This is a genomic window from Sphingomonas sp. 179-A 2A2 NHS (assembly GCF_045371305.1).
Classification (GTDB): Bacteria; Pseudomonadota; Alphaproteobacteria; order Sphingomonadales; family Sphingomonadaceae; genus Sphingomonas.
In genome coordinates, this window is record NZ_JBIQDE010000001.1 from 387,418 (window position 1) to 409,834 (window position 22,417).

Consider the following 22,417-nt stretch of genomic DNA (forward strand, 5'->3'; position numbering starts at 1 on the left):
GTCATTCCCAATCCAACGCGCCCTTTTTCCAGGCGTAGACGAGCCCGAGCGCGAGTTCACCGATGAAGATCATCATGCTGATCCAGGCTGCCCAGCCGAGATCAAACACGCTGACCGCCCATGGAAATAGGAACGCCGCTTCGAGATCGAAGATGATGAAGAGGATCGCAACTAGATAAAAACGCACGTCAAATTGCGCGCGACTATCCTCGAAGGCCGGAAAGCCGCACTCATATTCGCTGAGCTTTTCAACGGTCGGCTTGTGAGCGCCGGTCAGGCGCGCGACGCCCATCGGCAGGAACACGAAGGCCGACGACAGAACAAGCGCGATCCCCAGGAACATCAGGATCGGCAGATATTGCGACAGGTCGACCATGGCGCTCTCGAAGCTTCTCTCGCAGGTGCGAACGGATGGCGGCCGCTTTAGGCCCGGCGGTCCGGCGGGGCAAGGCGCACAGCCCGTGAGAATCATTCGCAAGACCAACGGGGTGGTCGGTCCCGCCCGCTTCGGCTAGCAGTGCCAGATGCTGGCGCTGACGACGAGCGAACGACAGGCGATCGACCATGCGAGCGCCTCCCCCATGCTGGAACGTACCCGCGCCTGGGCGGCGATCAATAGCGGAACGGGCAACCTGGCGGGGCTGAGCGCGGTGGCGGGGCAGCTCGCCGACGCCTTTTCCGCGCTTCCCGGCGAGTTGCGGCTGATCGATCCGGCGCCGGCGGAGCGCGTGGCGGCGGACGGCCGGGTGGAGCCGATCGCCCATGGCCAGCATCTGCACCTCAGCGTGCGTCGGCAGGCGCAGGCCCGGCTATTGCTGACCGGGCATATGGATACGGTGTACCCGGTCGATCACCCCTTCCAGGCGATCACGGACCGGCCGGATGGGACGATCAACGGGCCCGGGGTTGCCGACATGAAGGGCGGCCTTGCCGTGATGCTGGCCGCACTGGAAGCGATCGAGGCGGCCGGCTGCCCGATCGGCTATGACGTCATCATCAATTCGGATGAGGAAACCGGCTCCTTCTCCTCGGCCGCCTTGATCGCGCAGGCGGCGCGCGGGAAGCTTGCCGCCCTCACCTATGAACCCGCGCTGCCGGACGGCACGCTGGCGGGCGCGCGTGGTGGCACGGGCAATTTCTCGATCGTCGTGCGCGGCCGATCGGCGCATGCCGGGCGCAATCCGGAGGATGGCCGCAACGCCATCGTCGCCGCCGCCGCACTGGCGCTTCGCCTCAACGACGTGAAGGGTCCGACCCTCGCGGTGAATCCGGCGCGGATTGATGGCGGCGGGCCCAACAACGTGGTCCCCGACCTTGCCGTGCTTCGGGTCAACTTCCGCCCCAGGGGGCAGGACGAGATCGCGCGCGCCCGCGCCGCGATCGATGCCGCCGCCGCGGACGTATCCGCCGCGCACGACGTGCGGGTCGAAGTGCATGGCAGCTTCAACCGGCCGCCCAAGCCGATCGACACCGGCGCCGCAAAGCTGTTCGCCAAGGTGCGCAACGCCGGCGCCGACTTGGGGCTTGCCATCGCCTGGCGCGACACCGGCGGGGTATGCGACGGCAACAATATCGCCGCGGCCGGTACGCCGGTGATCGACACGATGGGCGTGCGCGGCGGCGCGATCCATTCGGCGGACGAGTATCTGATCGTCGACAGCCTCGCCGAACGCGCGGGCCTGTCGGCACTCACCATCCTACGACTGGCGGAGCAGGGACTTTGACGAATCCGGGAACATTCGTGGTGCGGGCGGCGCGCGACGAGGATCTCGAGCACCTCTACGAGATGGCCAAGCTGACCGGGGGCGGCTTCACCAATCTGCCGCCGGATCGCAAGGCGCTTCGCGCCAAGCTCGATCGCAGCCATACCGCCTTCGCCCGCACCGGCGACGGTATCGAGGACGAATTGTTCGTGCTGATCCTAGAGAATCTCTCGACCGGAGAGATTCGCGGCACCTGCCAGATCTTCACCCAGGTGGGCCAGCGGCACCCCTTCTACAGCTATCGCATCAGCACGCTGACCCAGCACAGCCGCGAACTGGAGCGCACCTTCCGCGCCGAGATGCTGACGCTGACGACCGATCTGGAAGGATCGAGCGAGGTGGGCGGCCTGTTCCTTCACCCCGGCGAGCGGGCCGGCGGGCTGGGGCTGCTGCTTGCGCGTAGTCGCTATCTCTTCATCAAGGCGCACCGTGCGCGCTTCGGCGACCGGATCCTCGCCGAGTTGCGCGGCGTGATCGACGAGGCGGGGGGCTCGCCCTTCTGGGACGGGCTTGCCGGGCGCTTCTTCGGCATGAACTTCCAGGATGCGGATGCTTTCAATGCGATCAACGGCCACCAGTTCATCGCCGATCTGATGCCAAAGCATCCAATCTATACCGCCATGCTGTCTGAAACCGCGCGGGCAGCGATCGGGCTTCCGCATCCCTCTGGCCGGGCGGCGATGCGGATGCTGGAGAATGAGGGCTTTGCGTTCGAGAAGTATATCGACATCTTCGACGGCGGCCCCACGATGACGGCACGGATCGATGCGGTGCGGACGATCCGCGAGGCGCGCGAGGCGCGGGTCGTCGCGCTCGACCGGGACGGAGGCACGCAATCGCTGGTGGCGCATGGCCGGCTGTCGGACTTCCGCTGCTCGTTCGGCGTGCTGCGCGAGGTGGGAGATACCGTGGTGATCGACCCAAGCTGCGCCGCGGCCATCGGGGCGAAGGAGGATTCGTCCATCCTCCACGCGCCCCGGATCTGAGCACATCATGATCCGGGAAATCAATTTCGACGGGATCGTCGGCCCGAGCCACAATTATGCGGGCCTCAGCCCGGGAAACCTGGCGGCCACGCGTAACGCGGGTGCCGTGGCGCACCCCCGCGCGGCCGCGTTGCAGGGCATTGCCAAGATGCGGGCCAATCTCGCGCTCGGCCTGCCGCAGGGCGTCTTTCTGCCCCACCCTCGGCCCGACCGTGCCTGGCTTTCCGCACTCCACACCAGCTACGATCGCGCGGCCCCGCACCTTCGGGCCGGGGCGCTCTCCGCCTCGTCAATGTGGGCCGCGAACGCCGCCACCGTGTCCCCGGCGCCGGACACGGCGGACGGCCGCTGTCACCTGACCGTCGCGAACCTCGTCACCATGCCGCACCGCAGCCACGAATGGCCCGCGACGCTGGCGCAACTGCGGCTTGCCTTCGCCGATCCTGCCTTTGCGGTTCACCCGCCGATCCCAGCGCCCTTCGGCGACGAGGGTGCGGCGAACCATATGCGGCTTGCGACGGCGCAAGGCGAAGCGGGTGTCGAGATCTTCGTCTATGGCGAGGCTGGCGGCCCCTTCCCTGCACGCCAGCACCGCGAGGCGAGCGAGGCGGTAGCCCGCGCGCATCGCCTGGACGCGGCGCGCACCCTATTCGTCCAGCAATCGCCCGAAGCGATCGCCGCCGGCGCCTTCCATAATGACGTCGTCGCGGTCGCAAACGAGCGGACGCTGTTTGCGCACGAACAGGCCTTTGCCGCCCGCGACGCCTTCTACGAACGGCTGCGCACGATGATGCCGGGGGTGGAGATCGTCGAGGTGCCCGCCGCCCGCGTTAGCCTCGAGGACGCGATCCGGTCCTATCTGTTCAACGCGCAGCTCGTCACGACGCCGGCGGGGACGCAGACGCTGATCGTGCCAGCGGAGGCGCGTGACACGGCCTCCGTATGGCAGTGGCTGCAGGATCATCTGGCGGGTAACGGCCCGATCCGCGCAGTGGAGGTTGTCGACGTCCGCGAATCAATGGCCAACGGCGGCGGGCCGGCGTGCCTTCGGCTGCGCGTGGCCTGCGATCCGGCGCTAATCGATCCGCGCTTCCTGGTCGACGCGGCGGCGCTTGATCGGATCGCCGCCGTGATCGAGGCGCACTGGCCAGAGGCGATCGCCGGCGAGGATCTCGCCGACCCCGCGCTCATCGCGCGGATCGAGAACGCACGCCGCGCGCTGCTGGAAGAGCTGCTACTTGTCGAGTTAATTGACAGTTAACCATTTAGCCTGACGCAAAAACAACGGAAGTCCGCCATTGGCGCGGGGCTTGCTTATGCGTCGGCATGTTCTCGCGCATTGCCAGGCTGTTCACGATCAAGACCAAGTTCGAGGCGTTCATGGTCATCTATGGCCTCAGCCTCGGGGCGACAGAGCGCGGCGTCCATTATGTCGAGCAATATCCCGGCCTCGGCGGCTGGGTGCTGTTCGGCGTCTGCCCCCTGGCGGTGTTCATGGCCGGTGCCCGCATCCTCGAATCGGTGGAGCGCAACAGCGAGTGATGCTCAGCGACGCAGCAGCGGCAGGATAGAGGCGTAGTCATCGCTCCAGCCGCCATACCCGGCGCGTGCCGCCAGTGGGCGCCAGCCCTCCCCCATCCCCTGCAGCTTGGCGAGCACCTTAGGATCGCGTGACAGCGCAACCCATAACGACAGCGAACCGGCCTCGTCATCCGCGGGCGGGTTGTCCGCAAGCTCGATCGCCCGCCACCCGCCGGCAGCGGCGGCTGCGGCGACGACCGGACGAAGATCGAGGAAGCGGTTCGAGATGTGCACCAGCAGCAGGCCCTTTGGCTGCAAGGCGCGCGCGTAATCGGCGAATGCCTCATGCGTCAGGAGGTGGATCGGTACCGAATCGGACGAGAAGGCATCAAGCGCCAGCAAGTCGAACGACCGGGACGGAGCCGCCTCGATCGAGAGCCTTGCATCCCCCAGCACAACCTTGGCGTCGGGCGCGCAGGTCCTGAGGAAAGAGAAGCGCTTGCGCGCGAGATCCGACATCACCGGATCGATCTCGAAGAACGTCCATTTCTGCGTCGGCCAGGCGTAGCAGGCGAGCGTACCCGTCCCGAGGCCAACGACGCCAATCCGGCTCTCAAGCCCGTAGAGCGCCGGTGCAATCGTCATCGCCCGCCCCACGCCGGACGACGGCACGTAATAGCTCGTCGGCTGCTGCTCTCGCTCCGCAGAGCCGAGCAACTGGATGCCGTGCATCGTCGTGCCGTGAGCAAGCGTGCGCTGCCGCGGCGTTTCCGAGATGCTGTAGACGCCGAAATAGCTGCGCGTGCGCACATTCGCCGCGATCATATCGCGAAGCGCGCTCATCCCCCCGAACAGCAGCAGCGATACGCCAAGCACCGTCACGTACGCCGGCCGCACACCGATCGACGCAAGCCCGACGAGCGCAATTGCTACGAAGACGAAACCGGTATGTTCCTCGCCGAAATAGGCGTCCGGCCCCCATTGGCGAAGCGCCAGTAGCGCGGCCAGCACCAGTCCGACGACCACGGTTGCCGGGATGCCACGTCCGCGTGCCCACCAGTCGCGCACAAAAGGCGCGAGGAACACCTGCGGCGTCAGCGCGCCGGCAGCGAGGATCAGCAGCGGGTATTCCCACGTCCAGTCGAACAGCGCCGGTGCCACGAGCCCGGCGAACACACCGCCAAGCGCGCCGCCCACCGACATGGCGAGATAGAAGCCGGTCAGTCGCTCGGGTGCGGGCCGCGCCCGATAAAGCGCGGTGTGAAGCGCGACCGAGACCATGAAGAGAAGGATCAGCGCCAGCGCCAGCCCGAACAGGGGCGCGACATGGAAGCCGCCGATCATCACGCCGCCGAACAGCAGGATCGTCACCGGCGCCACGCAAACCAGGAAATCCGCCGGACCGCGATCATCGGCAAAAGCGATGGTGAAGCTGAGCAGATACAGGCCGAGCGGCATCACCCACAGCAGCGGCATCGCGACGATATCGGTGGTGATGTATGTCGAGGTGGCCAGCATCAGCCCTGAGGGCACCAGCGACAGGGCGATCCACCGCGCGATCTGGCCAACGCGCGCGGGCGGCGCATCGAAGCTCACGGCCGCCTGCGCCGCTGCCCGCGGCAGCCGGGTCGCGATCAGGATCACCAGCGCCACCAGCACGACATAACCCGCGGTCCACAGCCAGCGCTGGCTGTTCACCGGCATCAGCGGTTCGACCACCAGAGGGTAGGCGATCAGGCCAGCGAAGCTGCCGAGATTGGACGCAGCGTAAAGCCGATAGGGGTCTTCCCCCGGGCGCGCGGCGGCGAACCAGCGCTGCACCAGTGGTGCCTGCGCCGAAACAGCAATGAACAGCGGGCCGATCGAGGCGGCGAACAGCCACGGTACCCACAACTCGGGCGCGGTTCCGATGGGAAGCGGCCAGCCCAGCACCCCGATCGGCAGCCAGAGGCAGGCGATCGCCAGCACGGCGAGATGGATTCCGGCCTGCCGGCGCACCGGCAACTGGCCGATCGCATGGGCATAGCCATAGCCGGCGAGCAGCAGCGCCTGGTACACCAGCATCGCCGAATTCCACACCGCCGGCGCCCCGCCGAGCCGCGGCAACGCGATCCGGGCGACCATCGGCTGGACGAGGAACAGCAAGAACGATCCGCTGAGGATCGTCACGATGAACAGCGCGCGCGGTGCGCGGCTGCCCTCACCCATGAAGGGGCCGTTCGATCGTGTAATGGACGTGGCGACGCAGCGGATCGCCTTCGGCCAGCGCCGGATGGTCAAAGTCGCCGTCTTCGACATGTGTCATGCCGAGCCGAATCATCAACCCCCAGCTGCGCTCGTTCGCCGGTACCGTGATCGCATGCACCCGCGGCGTTTCGCGCTGCCATGCGCGCGCCAGGCAAGCCGCAGCAGCCTCCCGCGCCAGCCCATTGCCCCAGGCATGCCGTGCCAGCCGCCAGCCGATCTCGGGCGCGCCGTCGATCGGCGTGCCGGCCGCGCCAGGCTTGATCCCGCAAAAGCCGATGAAGGCGCCGTCGGCGCGGCGCTCCACAGCCCAGAAGCAATCGCCAGTCGCCTCGGCAAGCTCGTTCATCCGCACCACCGTCGCTTCGCAATCCGCCATGCTCATCGGCGGGCCGAGATAGCGCATGACGTCGGGATCCTGCCCCATGGCGTGAAAGGGCATGACATCCTCCTGCCGCCATTGCCGCAGGATCAGGCGCGGCGTCTCGATCATGTCCGCTCGATCCGGTAGGTGACGCTGTCACGTCGCGGATCATCCGTGGTGAACAGGGGATGCTCGAAATCGAGGGCCGGCACGTGCGCCATGCCAAGGCGCGTCATCAGCGCCCGGCTCTTGGCATTCTGTCGTGCAGTGATGGCGACGATCGCGGGCTCGCCCCGGTTGGCCCAGCCCCAAGCGATGCTGGCCGCCGCCGCTTCATGGGCGTAGCCGGCACCCCAATAGGGCACCGCCAGCATCCAGCCGATCTCCAGCATGCCCATGATCGGCGTATCCGGCGCGCCGGGCTTCAGCCCGCAGAAGCCGATGGTCGCTCCGCTGTCCTTGTGGATCACCGCGCGGAAACCGAGCGGCGCGTAGGATGCGTGGCGCGCCAAGGCGGCGTCGCTCGCCACTTCGTCCTTCACCGGGCCGAGATCGGCCATCACCCGCTCGTCCGCCCACATGGCGTGGAGCGGCGCGCGGTCACCCGGTTCGGGCGCGCGCAGGATCAGCCGCTCGGTCTCGATCGGTGCACCCGTCATGCGTTCAGCAGCCGCGCCGCAAGGGCCGCGTGATAGGTGAGGACGCCGGAGCAGCCCGCGCGCTTGAAGGCGGTTAGCGTCTCGATGACCATCGCGTCGCGATCAGCCGCGCCAGCCGCGACCGCCGCCTCAATCATCGCATACTCGCCGGACACCTGGTATGCGAACACCGGTACTTCGAACCGATCCTTCACGCGGCGGATGACGTCGAGATAGGGCAGGCCCGGCTTCACCATCACGCTGTCCGCCCCTTCCGCGAGATCCAGCGCCACCTCGCGCAGCGCTTCTTCGGCATTGCCGTAATCCATCTGGTACGTCTTCTTGTCGCCCTTCAGCAGTCCGCGGCTGCCCACCGCGTCGCGGAACGGGCCGTAGAAGGCGCTGGCGTACTTGGCGGCATAGGCCATGATCTGGACGTTGCTGTGCCCGGACGCCTCCAGCGCGCCGCGGATCGTGCCGATACGGCCGTCCATCATGTCGGACGGCGCGATGATGTCAGCACCGGCAGCGGCCTGATTGAGCGACTGGCCGACCAGCACCTCCACCGTCGCGTCGTTCAGGACATAACCGGCTGCGTCGACCAGCCCGTCGTGGCCGTGCGCGGTATAGGGATCGAGCGCCACGTCCGTCAGGATGCCGATGTCGGGCACCGCATCCTTCACCGCGCGGATCGCGCGGCACATCAGATTGTCGGGGTTCAGCGCCTCGCGCCCGTCCTCGGTGCGCAACCGCGCAGGCGTATTGGGGAAGAAGGCGAGGCAGGCGATACCGAGCGCCTCCGCCTCCCGCGCACGCGCCACGATGCCATCGACCGACCAGCGCGAGACGCCCGGCAGGCTGGCGATCGGCTCCTCCACCCCTTCCCCGTCCGCGATGAACAGCGGCCAGATGAGGTCGGCGGGCGTCAGCACCGTCTCGCGATGCAGGCGGCGGCTCCAGTCGGCGGAGCGGGTACGGCGAAGGCGAAGCGCGGGGAAAGAGGCGGTCATGACGGTCGTTTGCGCCCGCCCCGGCCGCGCTGCAAGCGTTACGGAAGCGAAACCGGCACTCGCGCGTTGGGCGGGGATGAGCGAAATCCAGTCGGCTGCGCTGATCGTCAATGCCAAGTCGCGCAAGGGCAAGAAGCTGTTCAAAAAGGCGTGCAAGCGGCTGGAGAAGGTGCCCTTCCCGGTCGATGCACATGCCGTTGAGGATCCGGATGATCTCGAGCGCACCGTCGAGCGGGCGCTCGCTAAGAAGCCCGACCTTGTCATCTTCGGCGGCGGTGACGGCACGGTCAGCGGCCTGGTCGACCTGCTGATCGGGAAGGACGTGATCCTCGGCGTGCTGCCGCTCGGCACCGCGAACAGCTTCGCGCGAACGCTTGGCCTGCCGCTCGACATCGATGGCGCGATCGACGTGCTGGTGAACGGCGTGCCCAAGCGGATCGACCTTGGCGTGATCAATGGCGACTATTTCGCCAATTGCGCCGCCATGGGCCTGTCGCCGCAGATCGCGGAAAGCGTGCCGCACAATCTGAAGAAGGTGCTCGGGCGGGTCGGGTATCTCGGCTGGGCGGGGCTGCAATATCTCAGGTTCCGCCCCTTCATCCTCACCGTCGATGATGGGGTGGAGGAGAAGCGCCTCCGCGTCGTCGAGGTGCGGATATCCAACGGGCCCTATCATGGCGGCACCTGGCTGGTGGACGAGGCGGAGATCGATTCGGGCCAGATCGTCGTTCAGGCCGTTACAGGGCGGTACAAGCGCACGCTGCTGAAGAACTGGTTCGCCAGCTTCTTCGGTCTCTCCGCGCGCCATCAGGATACGATCACCTTTTCGGGCAAGCGGCTGAAGATCGACACACGGCCGAGCCTGCCGATCTCGATCGACGGCGAGGTGCTGGCGCGCACCCCGGTTGAGGCGCGGATCGCGGCCGGCGCGATCCGGGTGATGACCCCGCGCGATGCGCCCGACCAGCATGAGGAACACGCCGACTAGCCGACGGGCTTCAGGCTCCCCGCCGGCTCGATGTCCGCGTGGCTGCGTTCCTCGCCATGTTCGTCCGGCACCAGCAGCTGGTTCTCACGCCAGCGGCCGTAGCGATAATAGAGCCCGGCGAGCACGAGGTTAGTGCCCGACCCGATCGGGAAGCTCCACCACAAGGCGTCAGGCCCCAGCAGCGGCTGCAGCGCGAAGGCGACGCCGAGCCGCACCGGGAACATCGCGATCGTCATGATGGCGAGCGGCCCCCACACCGCACCATTGGCGCGGATCACGCCGAACAGCACCATCGTGCCGCCGAAGAGGATGAAGCCCCAGGTGGCGACGAGGTTGATGTGCTGCGCGATCGGCAGCGCCGGGCTGCCGCCCGGGATGAACAGACCGATGATCACGCGGTCGAACCACAGCACCGCCACGACGGTCGCCGCGGTGATGGTGAAATTGTAGAACAGGCCGGCGCGCGTGATCCGCGCCACGCGATCCCAGCGGCCGGCGCCGATGTTCTGCGCCGCCATCGCCGAAACCGCCGCGCCGATCGCCATCGCCGGCATCTGAACATAGCCCCAGAGCTGCTGGACGATGCCATAGGCGGCGACCGTATCGATCCCCGCGCGGTTGACGAGGCCGACCATGGCCAGCGCCGATACCGACAGCACCAGCATCTGCGCCCCGATCGGCAGGCCCTTGCCCACGATCGTGCGCACCAATGCGCGTTCGGGAAGGATGTAGCGGATCTCCGCGCCGCGCAGCCGGAGCGGCAGATCGCGCCAGGCGATCCAGCCGACGAGCGCGGCGAGGGCGACGATGTTGGCAATTAGCGTCGCGGTGGCGGAACCGGCGATCCCCATGCGTGGGAAAGGCCCCAAGCCGGCGATCAGCAACGGGTTCATCGCCGCGTCGATCAGCACGCACAGGCCCATGAACCACAAAGGCGTGACCGAATCGCCCGTGCCGCGCAGACCCATGAACATGAGGACGAGCAGCATCGACGGCGGCAGCGCGAGGAAGATGACGCGCAGGTAATCCAGCGCCGGCTCGAAGGCGTCGGGCGGGGTCGCCAGCGTGACGAGGATCTCGGGCGCGAAGATCCATCCGAGCGCGCCGACGATCACCGATCCCGCCAGCACGAGGCCGATGGCGGAGCCGAACGCGCGGCGCGCGGCATCCACGTCGCGTCGCCCCCAGCTCTGGCCGACGATGATCGTCGCCGCCATGCCGAAGCCGAAAACCGCGCCGAACATCAGGAACATGATGATGTTCGCGTTCGAGGTGGCCGCAAGCGCGCCTTCGCCGAGGAAGCGGCCGACCCAGATCGCGTTGATCGATCCGTTCAGCGATTGAAGGACGTTGGAGGCGAGCGTCGGCAGGGCGAACATCAGCAACGCAGAGCCGATCGGCCCGGACGTGAGATCGCGCTGCCCGGGACGGAGGTGCGTTACCGGTTCTTCCATGCCGCCCCTCTACCCCTTCCAGCCGGTATCGTTCCGGTCTCGGGATCTCCTTGAGGCAGTCTTTGGCGGCCGACAAGCGCGCGAATGTTGAGGAAGTTGAGGCTCTGGCGTGTTTTTCTCCAACATTCGCGTCCCTCCCATCGTGTCTGCGACACTGCCATGGGAGGGCGATTGTAGGACAGCGCCGTCGCTAGGCTGCCGGCTTTGGCCCCCGGCGTTACTGTTCCTCAGGCAGCCGCGAGGCGGCGGCGGCGCAGCAACCACAGGCCGACAGCGCCCAGCGCGAACAGACCGGCGGCCTCGCCCGGGATCGGCGTCGGCGAGCCGCCACCGTTGACCGGCGGCCCGGCCGGCGGATTGTAGGTGCCGACGTAGGTGCCGAGGTGGAACTCGCCGTTCTGCACGAGGCTGCCGAACACCGCGGAGCCCTCGATGTAATTGCCCGTCGTTGCCGCGGCGCCGGGCGCCAGCACCGATCCACCCCATGCCGTGGTGGCATCTACCTTTTGCGCGTCGACCAGGTTCCAGATCACGTGCTTACCGAGACCGCTGGTGCCGCCGAGGAAATTGTCGTTGAGCGTCACGTTCGTGCCGGTGACGTTGACGATCGCGGTATCGGCGCCGTTGAGGTTGAACTTGATCTCACCGATGCGATCGAGATCGGCGCTGGTGATGTTGAACACCGCCACGCCCTGCGCATCCGGCTTCGCATCGAACGTGCCGCGATTGCCGCTGATCGTCAGATCGCTGTTCGCGGACATGCCGCCGAAGGTGCGTGACAGTTCGCCCATGCTGCTGGCGATCAGGCTGCCCTGCTGCTTCAGGTTGACGAGGAAGGACGGATCGCTCGCCGCGAGACCCGACGTCACCGTGTTCTGATTGACGTTGGTGTTGGCGATCGTCCCGCCGACCTTCACCGTCTGCGGCGCGCCGTTCAGGTTGAAGCCGCTGTTGACGTTGCCGCCAACGACCGCGCCCGAGCCGCCGTTCAGGTTCTTGTGCGATCCGTTGACGTCGCCGACCACCGTCAGGCCTGTCACATTATAGGGCGACGGCTCCGGCGTGCGGATCTGATAGTTGGACGAACTGCCGTTGAGGTTGCCGCCAACAAAGGTGCGGCCCTCGACCTCGGACGAGGAGGTGAGATCACCCAGCACCACGAGGTTCCAGGTGCGCAGGACATCAAGGCCGACGATCGACTGGGCACTCGCCGGCGTGGCCGCAGCGAGCGCGGCGACCATGGCGATAACCGAAACCTTTACGCGCGTCATTTCAACTCCAGCGAGACCGGGGGTCCGTTACGACCGCGACACTAATGCCGCCAGTTTTCGTCGGCGGCACCTGTCCCATTCAGGGAAATGCCACCGACGGACGGGATCAGCCGAGCCGCGCCAGGGCGGCCGCAAGCCGCTCCGCCTCCGCGGACTTTTCGGCGTGGTCGGCGCGGGCCTTCTCGACCGCCTCCGGCTTCGCCCGTTCAACGAAACTCGGGTTGTTGAGGCGCCCGGCGAGGCCATCGCGCTCCTTCTGGGCCGCGGCGATCGCCTTGGCGAGGCGGGTGCGTTCGGCGGCGAGATCGATCACGTCACCCAACGCGAGGCGGAAGGTCGCCTCGTCCACGACGACCTGCGCAGTGCCGCCAGAGACTTCGCCCGGATCGATCCGTGCGAGGCGGGCGATCGTCGCGGCGTTGCGGGCAAGGCGCGCCTGGGTGTCGGCGTTCGCATCCGCCACCGCATAGGGCAGCCGTGCACCCGGCGGCACGTTCAGCTCGGTGCGGCTGGAGCGGACTTCGCTGACGAGGCGGATCAGCCAGTCGATCTCCTGCGCCGCCGCAGGATCGATCGCGCGCGCGTCGGCCATCGGCCAGTGCGCCACGATCAGGTCATGATCGCGGGGTGCGAGCGCATGCCACAGTTCCTCGGTGATGAACGGCATGAAGGGGTGGAGCACGACCAGGATCTGATCGAGCACCCAGCCGGCGACCGCCTTCGTCTCCTCGTCGATCGAGCCCTTGATGAGCTCCAGATACCAGTCGCAGAACTGGCTCCACACGAACTGGTAGATCGCGTTCGCCGCGGCATCGAAGCGATATTCGCCGAGGGCGAGGTCGACCGACTGGATCGCCTTGATCGCCTCACCGATGATCCACTTGTTGACCGGGTGAGTCGCCGCCGGCGGCTCCAGCGTGGTCGATCCGCCGATGCCGTTCGACTGGCAGAAGCGGCTGGCGTTCCACAGCTTGGTCGCGAAGTTGCGATAGCCCTCGACGCGCTTCTCATCCATCTTGATGTCACGGCCCTGGCTTTCCATCGCCGCCATGAAGAAGCGAAGCGCGTCCGCGCCGTATTTGTCGATCAGGCCGAGCGGATCGACGGTATTGCCCTTGGACTTGGACATCTTCGCGCCGTCCGCCGCGCGGACCAGGCCGTGCAGGTAGAGCGTGCGGAAGGGCACGTCCTTCAGGAAGTGCATGCCCTGCATCATCATGCGGGCATCCCAGAAGAACAGGATGTCGAAGCCCGAGATGAGGACGTCGTTCGGATAGCGGCCGCCCAGCGTCGGATCGGTGTTCTCCGGCCAGCCCATGGTGGCGAATGGCCAAAGCGCGGAGGAGAACCAGGTGTCGAGCACGTCGGGGTCGCGCGTCAGGGCAACGCCCTCGCCCGCCTGCGCCTGTGCCTCAGCCTCGGTTTCGGCGACATAGGCCTTGCCCTCCGCATCGAACCACGCCGGGATTTGGTGCCCCCACCACAGCTGGCGGCTGACGCACCAAGGCTGGATGTTCTCCATCCAGTTGAAGTAGGTCTTCTCCCACGTCTTGGGCACCAGCCGGATCGCGCCGGACTTCACCGCTTCGATCGCCGGCTGCGCCAGCGTCTTGGCGTCGACATACCATTGGTCGGTCAGCCACGGCTCGATGACGACGCCCGAGCGATCGCCGAACGGCGTCTGGATCGTGCGCGGCTCGGCATCATGCTCCACGCCTTCCTTGTCGACATAGGGCACGAGGACGCCATCGGCCTTCAGCCGGGCGACCACCGCCTTGCGCGCGTCCGCCGTCGACAGCCCCAGGAATTCGGCCGGGATCAGGCCGTCGGCGGTCTGCGTGACATTGGCCTTTGCGTCGAGCATGTTGAGCATCTCGCCCGCCTTCATGCCGGCGCGCTTGCCCACCTCGAAATCGTTGAAGTCATGCCCCGGCGTGATCTTCACCGCGCCCGTGCCTAGCGACGGATCGGCATGTTCGTCGGCGATCACCGGGATCAGGCGGCCGGTGATCGGGAGCCTGATCTGCTTGCCGATCATGTCCTTGTAGCGCGCGTCCTCCGGATGCACCGCGACCGCCATGTCGGCCAGCATCGTCTCCGGGCGGGTCGTCGCGACGGTGATCGTGCCCGAGCCGTCGGCGAGCGGATAGCGGATCTGCCAGAAGCTGCCCTTCACCTCGCGCGTCTCGACCTCGAGATCGCTGATCGCGGTGCCGAGGCCCGGATCCCAGTTCACGAGCCGCTTGTCGCGATAGAGCAGGCCCTGGCGGTGTAGCTCGACGAAGACCTTGAGCACGGCCTTCGAGAAGCCCTCGTCCATCGTGAACCGCTCGTTGGCCCAGTCCATCGAACAGCCGAGGCGGCGCAGCTGGCCGGTGATCTGGCCGCCGCTCTCCGCCTTCCATTCCCACACCTTGGCGACGAATTCGTCGCGCGTGAAATCGGTGCGCTTCTGTTGGCTAAGCGCCATCTGCCGCTCGACCACCATCTGGGTGGCGATGCCGGCGTGATCGGTGCCAACCACCCAGAGCGCGTCCTTGCCCTTCAGCCGGGCATGGCGGGTCAGGATGTCCTGCAGCGTATTGTCGAGCGCATGGCCGATGTGGAGCGAGCCGGTGACGTTGGGTGGCGGATTGACGATCGTCCACGGCTCGGCGCCGGGGCGCTCGGGGCGGAACAGGCCGTTCTCCTCCCAATGGCTGTACCAGCGGGATTCGATCGCGGCGGGGTCAAAGGTTTTCGGCAGCTCGCTCATGGAGCGGCCATAGCGAGGCGGTGGGGGGAACCCAAGTCCCCCCCTCCTCACACCATCACCCCGGCTCCAGGCCGGGATGACGAGGTGTTATTGGTCAGCGGGCGCCTTGCCGGTCCACTTGTCCATCCAGCCGATCACCTCGCGGTACCATTGGCGCGAGTTCTTCGGCTTCAGCACCCAGTGGTTCTCGTTCGGGAAGACGAGCAGGCGCGAGGGGATGCCGCGACGCTGGAGCGCGGTGAAGGCGGCAAGGCCCTGGGTGTAGGGGATGCGGAAATCCTTCTCGCCGGTGATGACGAGCTGCGGCGTCTTCCACTTGGCGACGTGGTGGACGGGGTTCCACTTCTCGAAGGCCTCTGGGTCCTCGTAATAGGTCTTGCCGCCGTGCTCCCACTCGTCGAACCAGAGCTCCTCAGTCTCGTACGCCATGGCGCGCGCGTCGAAGACGCCGTCGTGCTGGACGATGCACTTGAAACGATCAGGCCACTGCCCCTCGATCCAGTTCATCATATAGCCGCCGTAGGACGCACCGAGCGCGCAGGCGTTATCCGCGTCGAGCCAGGTGAACTTGGTGGTCGCGGCGGAGAGGCCCTTCTTGAGGTCCTCCAGCGGCCACCCACCCCAATTGTTGCGGATGCTGTCGGTGAAGGCCTGGCCGTAGCCGGTGGAGCCGTGGAAATCGACCGCGACGAGGCCGTAGCCCGCGCCGGCGAACACCGCCGGATTCCAGCGGTAGGACCAGCTGTTGTTGCTCGATCCCTGCGGGCCGCCATGGACCATGTACGCGATCGGCACCTTGCCGGTGCTATTGGCGGGCTTCACCGCATAGCCCCAGACGGTGTCGTTGTTTGCGCCGGTGAAGCTGAACCGTTCAACGGTCGGCATGTCGATGCCGGCAAGCTTGGCGGCGTTGACGTTGGTCAGCCGCTGCGGCGTGCCGCTCCCGGCGACGCGGTAGAAATCGGCAGGGGCGGTGAGCGAATCGAGCGCGATGATCGGCCCCGTCGTCGTCACGGCGACCGCGCCGACATGGCCCTGCTGTGTCAGCCGGGTGACCTGGCCCGTACGCGCATCGACGCGGAACAGCGGCGTTTCCTGCGTGTCATCGGCCGTCACGTAGAGCGATCGCGAGTCGGGTGCCCAGGCGATCGAGCCGACCGAGCGATCCCACTTTTCGGTGAGCGACGTCATGCGACCGGTGGCGAGATCGCGCAGCATCAGCACTTGGCGGTCCGCCTCATAGCCGGGGCGGCGCATGGCGAACCAGGCGAGCGTGCGGCCATCGGGCGAGACGACCGGCTGATTGTCTGTCGCCTTGTTGTCGGCCGTGAGGTTCACCGGTGCGCGACTCCCGTCCGCGGGCACCTCGAAGATGTCGAGATTGGTCGAGGTCGACTCGATCCGCCCGGCCTCGCGAAGCGCGAAGTATAGCGTCTTGCCGTCAGGGCTCCACGACACTTCCTCCGCGCCGCCGAACGGCTTGGAGGGCGTGTCGCCGACGAGGATCCCGACCACCGCCTTGCCGTTGCCGCGCGCGCCGGCAGCGGTCAGCGGCAGGACGAAGAGCTGCGACCTCTTGCCGTCGCTCCACGTATCCCAATGGCGCACGAACAGCTGGTCATAGGTGCGGCCCGACCCGGCGTCCGCGCGCTTGCGGATCATCGGCTCCTCAAGGCTGGGTGCGCCCGGCAGGCGGTCCGCCCACACGACGATCTTGTCGCCGGTGGGCGCGACCTTGAAGCCGTTGAAGCCGCCCTTGAAGTCGGTCAACCGGCGCGGCGTGCCGCCGGTGACGGGGACGGACCAGATCGCATCGTCCATCGCGAAATAGACGGTGTTGCCGACGATCTGCGGATCATTCTCGTCCTTCTGCGGATCGGCGAGCAATTTCTCCGGTGCGGCGCCGGGCTTCGTCAGATCGAGCCGCCACAGATCGAAGCGGCCGCGATCGGCGTCGAGATCGGTCTCGCGCTGCGCCCAGACCATCCAGCGGCCATCCTTGGAGACGGTCGGCGTGCCGATGCGGCTTAGCATCGTCAGGTCTTCGATGGTCATCGGGCGGGCTGCAGCAGGAAGGGCAGCGGCGGCGGCGAGCGTGATGAGGCTCGCGGAAAGGAACATCCTCATGGCCGCGAACTAAAGCAGATCGTTACCGTTGCGACAACTCGGCTGTTGCCCGCTGCCCACGCTAGTTGCGGCCGATCGCGTCCACCGGCGGCTGCCCGGCAGAGGCCGCGGCGATGGCCTCCGCCCGCTCCATCACGCGCAGCACATTGCCCTGCGCCAGTGCGGCGAGATCAGCATCGCTCCACCCGCGGCGGGCGAGTTCGGCGAACAGCTGCGGGTAGCCGTCAACGCCCGTCATATCCTCGGGCGCGGTGCCGTTGATCCCGTCGAAATCGCCGCCGAGGCCGACCGCACCCTTCCCCGCGACGCGGGCGATGTGATCGACGTGATCGGCGATCGTCGCTGCCGTCACGCGCGGCATCGGGTGCGCCGCATCCCAGGCGACAAGCGGTGCAGGCGCCTTCAGCCCATAGACATCCGCCGGCACGCCCTGCGCCTTGGCAAAGGCGGTTCGCTCCGCATCCCAAGCGCGCCATGGCGCGGAAGCGAAGGCGGGATAGAAGTTCACCATCACCACGCCGCCTGCCTCGCCGATCCGGCGCAGCAGCGCGTCCGGAATGTTGCGCGGCGCATCGGCGATGGCGCGCGCCGAGGAGTGGGAGGCGATCACCGGCGCCTTCGACACGTCAAGCACCGCAGCCATGGTCGCATCCGATACATGGCTGACGTCGACGATCAAGCCGATGCGGTTCATCTCGGCGACCACCTGCCGCCCGAAATCGGAAAGGCCGTTGGCGCGCGGCGCATCGGTGGAAGAATCCGCCCAGTCCAGGCTCTTGCCGTGCGTCAGCGTCATGTAGCTGACGCCCAGCGCCTTCATCTGGCGCAGGACGGAAAGCCGCGCGTCGATCTGATGGCCACCCTCGATCCCGATCAGCGAGGCGATCCGCCCGGCTTTCTGCGCGCGGCGGACGTCGGCGGCGGTGGTCGCCAGCACGAAGACATCGGGGTGCGCGGCGACGAAGCGGCGCACGATGTCGATCTGCTCCAGCGTCATCTCGACCGCGCGGGGGCCCTGCGCGTCGGCCGGGATCCAGACCGACCAGAACTGGCCGCCCACCCCGCCGCGGCGCAGGCGGGGAATGTCGGTCTGCAGCGGCCGCGGCAGCGCGGCGGTGTCGCGCGACAGATCCAAAGCCTCGACCTTCGCATCGTAGCGGTCGCGGATTTCCCAGGCGAGATCGTTATGCCCGTCGATCACCGGCGTCCGCTCCAGCAGCCGCGTGATCCGCGGCGGCACCGGGGGCGGCGCCGGCGCGGCGACGGACGCGGCCTGGGCGGCAAGCAGGATGGCGATCAGCGACATGGAACCCCCCTCGATCGGCCGACGGAACCATCGACCCCAAGCTGCAGTTGATACACCGCGCGGCCGAAAGGACGAGCGAATTGGATGTGGATCGCGCTTTACGCGCCGGCTGCATCATGATGGCCCCGCCGCGCCCGCGACGGGGCTTGTTTTTTGGGTGAGTATTCGACGAATGACCGTGACTTTGCGCCAGATTGCGCCAGTTTCCGATGTTACTATCTTGCCCTTTGAAGAATATGCCCCCACTTGCGCGGAAACAGACGCGCAGGACTATTCGGTGGAAGATAAAGAGTATTTCTACAAGCGCGCGGAGAGCGAGCTTGAGATGGCGCAGCGCACGATCGTTCCGGAAGCGGTAAAGGCGCACTATACTTTGGCCGGCTATTATCTGGACAAGGTCTATAACGACGATCAGGCGCCGGCGGCGAACGACGCGGGACCGGCGCTGGGCAACGCATCCGGCAGCTGACCGGCGCGTGATGCGCGCGGCCAATCAATGAGTCGCGCGCTTCTCGAACCCTTCGAAGGTTTCCGGCGGTGCATCGTCATGCACCGCCACGGCATCGACGCGTGACGCGGGCGAGCCCTGGCGCGCCTTGGCGAGCGCAGCCTCGACCATCTCGCTTGGCCCCTCGATCACTGCCTCGACGGAATTGTCGGCGCGGTTGCGAACCCAGCCGCGGATGCCAAGGCCCCGCATCTCCTCCACGAACGAGGCGCGGTAGAAGACGTTCTGGACACGGCCAGTGATGACGAGGCGGCGGCGGATCATGCGTCAAGAACGCGATGCCCGCCCAGCCGGTTCATCCGTCCTTGCGCCCCTCCAGCAGCCAGGGCCGCGGCCGCCCGGTGGGCTTCGGCTTGCCGTCCAGCCGCACCGCGCGTTTCACATAGACAGGCTTCATCAGCAGCGTGCCGTTCATGCCCCCGCCGGTCGGCTGGGCAAGGATCCGCTTCACCACATCCTGGCCGGCGACAACGCGGCCGAAGGCAGCATAGCCAGGATTGTCCTTCTTCCAGTCCATCCACGGCATCGGGCCGACCGCGATGAACCAGTTTCCGTTGGCAGAGCCCGGCGGCCCGCGCCGCGCCATGGAGATCGTCATGTCGAGATGCTTTATCCCCGTCTTGGCGGTGGATTCATGCGGGATCATGTCGAGGAAGCGGCGTGCATCGGTGCGGATGCCGGACTGGACGAAGCCCATTTGCGGCGCCTGCTTGCTGCGCGCGACGCGATAGAAACTGATCCCGTCGAACCGCCCGTCGTCAACGTAGCGCATGAAATTGGCGGTCGTCTCCGGCGCGCGCTTCGCATTCAGCGCGAGGACAATGTTGCCGAGCACCGTCTCCAGGCGGACGCGCACGAAGCCCGGCGTCGGCCGGTCCGCGCGCTGCGCTGCCGCGGGCGTGATGGTGGCGGCGAGGAGGGCGAGGATCAGAACAAGCGTACGCATCGACCCGCTAGGTAGCGCCGCATCAGCGGCGGCGCCACCGGATCGCTACGGCTTATCCGCCTCGTGCCGGCGAAAGCCGGCGCGAGGTGAATGCGGGGGAGCTTACTTCGAAAGGTCGGTGAAGACCGAGCGGTAGTAGCGCACGGCCAGCGGCACGTTGTCGATTGGCGCACGCTCATTCAGGCCGTGGCTGAAATCATCCGATTCCTTTACGAAGATCGGGCTGATGCCGTAGCTGGGGATGTTGACCGAGCGGAACCACATGGAATCGCTCGCGCCCGCGGACATGGAGGGGAAGATCGGCACGCCGGGGCGGATCGCGCCCATCGCCTTCTTCACCGCGCCCACCACATCGGGCCGCAACGGCGAGGCATCGGTGGGGTTCGAGCCTTCGGTGACGTCGGTGAACTTCACCGCCGGGTCAGCCGCGACACGGCTGAGCTCGGCCATCACGTCAGCCGGCTTCACACCCGGGAAGATGCGGCAATTGATGTTGGCGGTGGCGCGCTGCGGCAGCGCGTTCAGCGCGTGACCGCCCGAGATCATCGTCGCGACGCAGGTGGTGCCGATCTGCCCGACATAGGCGGGACTCGCCGTCAGCGTCTCGATCGCCTTCTGGTTGGTCGGATCGGCGGCGAACGCCTTCATCGCGGCGCCGAGTTCGGGCGTCTGGCGCGGTGCCACGCCTTCGAAATAGCCCTTGGTGATCGGGCTGATCTGCGGCTTGAAGCGGTACGCGCCGATCTTCGCCAGCGCATTCGACAGCTGGACGATCGCATTGTCGTGCCGCGGGGCGGAGGAATGGCCGCCGGGGTTCGTCACCTCCAGCTGGAAATCGGCATAGGTCTTCTCGGCCGCGCCGATGGTGAAATATTGCGGGCGACCGTCCTCGCCATAAAAGCCGCCGCCGCCATCGACGTTGAGCGCCATCTCCGCGCCCTTCAGCCGGTCGGCGAGAATCGAGGAGGTCTTCATCGTCGTCTCCTCGTCTCCCGAGAAGGCGAGCACGATGTCGCGCCGCGGCTTCACGCCGGCGCGCTTCATGTCGATCAGCGTGGCGACGACGAGCGCCATGTCGAGCTTCATGTCGGTGGCGCCGCGGCCATAGAGATAGCCGTTCTCGACCACCGGGGTGAAGGGATCGCGCTGCCAGTCGGCGGGCTTCGCCTCCACCACGTCGATATGGCCGGAAATCACGATCGCCGGCGCCTTGGGATCGCTGCCGCGCCAGCGGGCGATCAGCATCGCGGTATCATCCACCGGCTCGACAATGATGTCGGCCGCTGGGAAGCCGCCAGCGACGAGCTGCTGCTTCAGATAGTCGGCGGCCGCGCGCGTCTGGTTGCCCTCCCCGCGCACGGTGCGGAAGGCGATCAGCTTCTGCGCGATTTCCAGGGCCTGCGCGTCGGCAGGGGAAGTGGCCGGTGTTGCCGCGTGAACGGGTAGCGCCGCCGCCATCATGGCCAGCGCCGCCAGCGTCGTGATCGTCTTCATGTGCGTACCCCCCGAATATGCTGCGACGCACGCTAACCGTTGCCGGGGGTGGGCGCCAGATGCGAGGCGCCGGATATGATGGGTGCCAGATATGAGAAGAGGTTGCCGAGCAGCCGCACCTGACTGCCCGACAACCCCTAAACATGGTCAGCGGCCGGAGAGCTCCAGCCCGGGAGACCATGCGAGCCTCTTCACCTCATTCAACCCGGCGTTGACTGGGGGAGAATACCCCCCGCCAGGCTGCGGTGGTGGTTAGAAGCGCGTCCCCCGAACGAACTGAACCGACCCCATTGCTGAACCATGAGACATCGGATCACCTCCTTTCGCTGGTTGATAACGATCGTGGCCAGCGTGGCCACGGACGCAATCTGAGTCGTTTGGCGATGCGAAACAAGTCTTGTTTTCACACCGGCTTTGCACGATCCTCTTTCGCCTTGCCGGAAGACCGCGCCGACGCGCGGTGCCTCAGCGGCAATCCTCGATCACCCGCCCGACTTCCGGATAGGCCGGCACCACCAGCGTCGGCGCGCCGGCCTGCTCGATCACGAAGCGGCCGCGGCTGAACGCCATGGCATCGAGCAGTTCGTCTCGGGCTGCGAGATCGGCCGCGACGTAAGGAGGCGTGCCCCCGGTCGGCCGCACCGGAACCGCGCGCGTCGTGCTGCTGGTGCGCACCGTGAACGCCCCCGTCGCCTGGCCCGGGCGCGACAGATAGAGGCGCCGTGCAGCCAGATCGCAGCGCAGCACCAGCCGCGCATCCTGCCCCGCCTGGCCGAACAAAGCGCGGCCGCCGCGCGCGTCCTTTTCATAGCGCCACGTGCCCGGCGTGATCGGCCAGTCGCGCCAGTCCCCGGCCAGTGGAGCCGGGGCCGGCCTCGGCGCGGGCGGCGGAGGCGCGGGTGACGGCGGCGGCGGGGGCGGCGCATCGGTCGGCGGGGCGACGCAGCCGGCGACGGCGAGAAGCAGGGCAGCGGACAGAAGCGGAAGATGACGCATGAGGCGCACCCTAACGCCCCCGACGCACGGCTCAACCGGAACCGGC

General features: G+C 67.1%; 20 protein-coding genes. 6 read left to right on the plus strand and 14 right to left on the minus strand.

What is annotated here, in order from left to right; genetic code table 11:
- Nucleotide 1 precedes the first annotated feature (1 nt).
- Entirely contained in the window at nt 2–376 is a 375-nt protein-coding gene (gene ndhC / locus ACH0AE_RS01820) for an NADH-quinone oxidoreductase subunit A (protein WP_294444356.1), read from the minus strand.
- A gap of 148 nt (nt 377–524) precedes the next feature.
- On the opposite strand from ndhC, the gene ACH0AE_RS01825 reads away from it, so the two are divergent.
- The 4 genes from ACH0AE_RS01825 to ACH0AE_RS01840 all read left to right on the plus strand — a co-directional run bounded on the left by ACH0AE_RS01825 (nt 525) and on the right by ACH0AE_RS01840 (nt 4,291).
- Entirely contained in the window at nt 525–1,724 is a 1,200-nt protein-coding gene (locus ACH0AE_RS01825; RefSeq protein WP_294444357.1) for a hydrolase, read from the plus strand.
- Nucleotides 1,725–1,786: 62 nt separating this feature from the next.
- Nucleotides 1,787–2,749: an arginine N-succinyltransferase gene (locus ACH0AE_RS01830; RefSeq protein WP_406875434.1), complete on the plus strand. Its 963-nt coding sequence runs from the start codon at nt 1,787–1,789 to the stop codon at nt 2,747–2,749.
- Nucleotides 2,750–2,753: 4 nt separating this feature from the next.
- The gene (locus ACH0AE_RS01835; RefSeq protein ID WP_294444370.1) at nt 2,754–4,010 is read left to right on the plus strand and encodes an N-succinylarginine dihydrolase; all 1,257 of its coding nucleotides are present in this window, start codon (nt 2,754–2,756) and stop codon (nt 4,008–4,010) included.
- Between the two features lie 65 nt (nt 4,011–4,075).
- Nucleotides 4,076–4,291 (plus strand): hypothetical protein, encoded by a 216-nt coding sequence (locus ACH0AE_RS01840; RefSeq protein WP_294444359.1) that lies wholly within the window; start codon nt 4,076–4,078, stop codon nt 4,289–4,291.
- A 3-nt stretch (nt 4,292–4,294) separates the two neighbouring features.
- On the opposite strand, the gene ACH0AE_RS01845 is transcribed toward ACH0AE_RS01840, so the two are convergent.
- From ACH0AE_RS01845 to hemB, 4 genes are read right to left on the minus strand one after another with little or no spacing between them, the layout of a single operon-like run.
- The gene (locus ACH0AE_RS01845) at nt 4,295–6,478 is read right to left on the minus strand and encodes a spermidine synthase (RefSeq protein WP_294444371.1); all 2,184 of its coding nucleotides are present in this window, start codon (nt 6,476–6,478) and stop codon (nt 4,295–4,297) included.
- Nucleotides 6,471–7,007, minus strand: a complete 537-nt coding sequence (locus tag ACH0AE_RS01850; RefSeq protein ID WP_294444360.1) for a GNAT family N-acetyltransferase — start codon at nt 7,005–7,007, stop codon at nt 6,471–6,473. The genes ACH0AE_RS01845 and ACH0AE_RS01850 overlap by 8 nt, the downstream gene beginning before the upstream one ends.
- The gene (locus ACH0AE_RS01855; protein WP_294444361.1) at nt 7,004–7,537 is read right to left on the minus strand and encodes a GNAT family N-acetyltransferase; all 534 of its coding nucleotides are present in this window, start codon (nt 7,535–7,537) and stop codon (nt 7,004–7,006) included. The genes ACH0AE_RS01850 and ACH0AE_RS01855 overlap by 4 nt, the downstream gene beginning before the upstream one ends.
- Nucleotides 7,534–8,526: a porphobilinogen synthase gene (hemB, locus tag ACH0AE_RS01860; protein ID WP_294444362.1), complete on the minus strand. Its 993-nt coding sequence runs from the start codon at nt 8,524–8,526 to the stop codon at nt 7,534–7,536. Before hemB ends, ACH0AE_RS01855 begins: the two co-directional genes overlap by 4 nt.
- A 76-nt stretch (nt 8,527–8,602) precedes the next feature.
- Between hemB and ACH0AE_RS01865 the strand changes: the two genes are divergently transcribed.
- Nucleotides 8,603–9,514: a diacylglycerol kinase family protein gene (locus ACH0AE_RS01865; RefSeq protein WP_294444372.1), complete on the plus strand. Its 912-nt coding sequence runs from the start codon at nt 8,603–8,605 to the stop codon at nt 9,512–9,514.
- Here the strand turns inward: ACH0AE_RS01865 and ACH0AE_RS01870 are convergent.
- The 5 genes from ACH0AE_RS01870 to ACH0AE_RS01890 form a co-directional block, all read right to left on the minus strand.
- Nucleotides 9,511–10,968 carry an MATE family efflux transporter gene (locus tag ACH0AE_RS01870; RefSeq protein ID WP_294444363.1) on the minus strand — a complete coding sequence of 486 codons (1,458 nt, stop codon included), beginning with the start codon at nt 10,966–10,968 and terminating at the stop codon, nt 9,511–9,513. The two genes, ACH0AE_RS01865 and ACH0AE_RS01870, sit on opposite strands and share 4 nt — an antisense overlap.
- Nucleotides 10,969–11,195: 227 nt before the next feature.
- Complete coding sequence (locus tag ACH0AE_RS01875; protein WP_294444364.1) at nt 11,196–12,239, minus strand: choice-of-anchor A family protein; 1,044 nt, start codon at nt 12,237–12,239, stop codon at nt 11,196–11,198.
- 106 nt (nt 12,240–12,345) lie between these two features.
- A complete protein-coding gene (locus tag ACH0AE_RS01880; protein ID WP_294444366.1) occupies nt 12,346–14,994 on the minus strand; it encodes a valine--tRNA ligase in 2,649 nt (882 codons plus the stop codon).
- An 87-nt stretch (nt 14,995–15,081) separates the two neighbouring features.
- Nucleotides 15,082–17,121: a prolyl oligopeptidase family serine peptidase gene (locus ACH0AE_RS01885; RefSeq protein WP_406875399.1), complete on the minus strand. Its 2,040-nt coding sequence runs from the start codon at nt 17,119–17,121 to the stop codon at nt 15,082–15,084.
- 61 nt (nt 17,122–17,182) lie between these two features.
- Complete coding sequence (locus ACH0AE_RS01890; RefSeq protein WP_294445013.1) at nt 17,183–18,427, minus strand: dipeptidase; 1,245 nt, start codon at nt 18,425–18,427, stop codon at nt 17,183–17,185.
- A gap of 172 nt (nt 18,428–18,599) precedes the next feature.
- On the opposite strand from ACH0AE_RS01890, the gene ACH0AE_RS01895 reads away from it, so the two are divergent.
- Nucleotides 18,600–18,896, plus strand: coding sequence for a hypothetical protein (locus tag ACH0AE_RS01895; protein WP_294445014.1), 297 nt, complete (start codon nt 18,600–18,602; stop codon nt 18,894–18,896).
- Between the two features lie 24 nt (nt 18,897–18,920).
- On the opposite strand, the gene ACH0AE_RS01900 is transcribed toward ACH0AE_RS01895, so the two are convergent.
- The 4 genes from ACH0AE_RS01900 to ACH0AE_RS01915 all read right to left on the minus strand — a co-directional run bounded on the left by ACH0AE_RS01900 (nt 18,921) and on the right by ACH0AE_RS01915 (nt 22,371).
- Complete coding sequence (locus tag ACH0AE_RS01900) at nt 18,921–19,199, minus strand: acylphosphatase (protein ID WP_294445015.1); 279 nt, start codon at nt 19,197–19,199, stop codon at nt 18,921–18,923.
- 31 nt (nt 19,200–19,230) lie between these two features.
- Nucleotides 19,231–19,881 carry a peptidylprolyl isomerase gene (locus tag ACH0AE_RS01905; RefSeq protein WP_294445016.1) on the minus strand — a complete coding sequence of 217 codons (651 nt, stop codon included), beginning with the start codon at nt 19,879–19,881 and terminating at the stop codon, nt 19,231–19,233.
- 102 nt (nt 19,882–19,983) lie between these two features.
- The gene (locus ACH0AE_RS01910) at nt 19,984–21,375 is read right to left on the minus strand and encodes a M20/M25/M40 family metallo-hydrolase (RefSeq protein ID WP_294445018.1); all 1,392 of its coding nucleotides are present in this window, start codon (nt 21,373–21,375) and stop codon (nt 19,984–19,986) included.
- Nucleotides 21,376–21,840: 465 nt separating this feature from the next.
- Complete coding sequence (locus ACH0AE_RS01915; RefSeq protein WP_294445019.1) at nt 21,841–22,371, minus strand: hypothetical protein; 531 nt, start codon at nt 22,369–22,371, stop codon at nt 21,841–21,843.
- Nucleotides 22,372–22,417 lie beyond the last annotated feature (46 nt).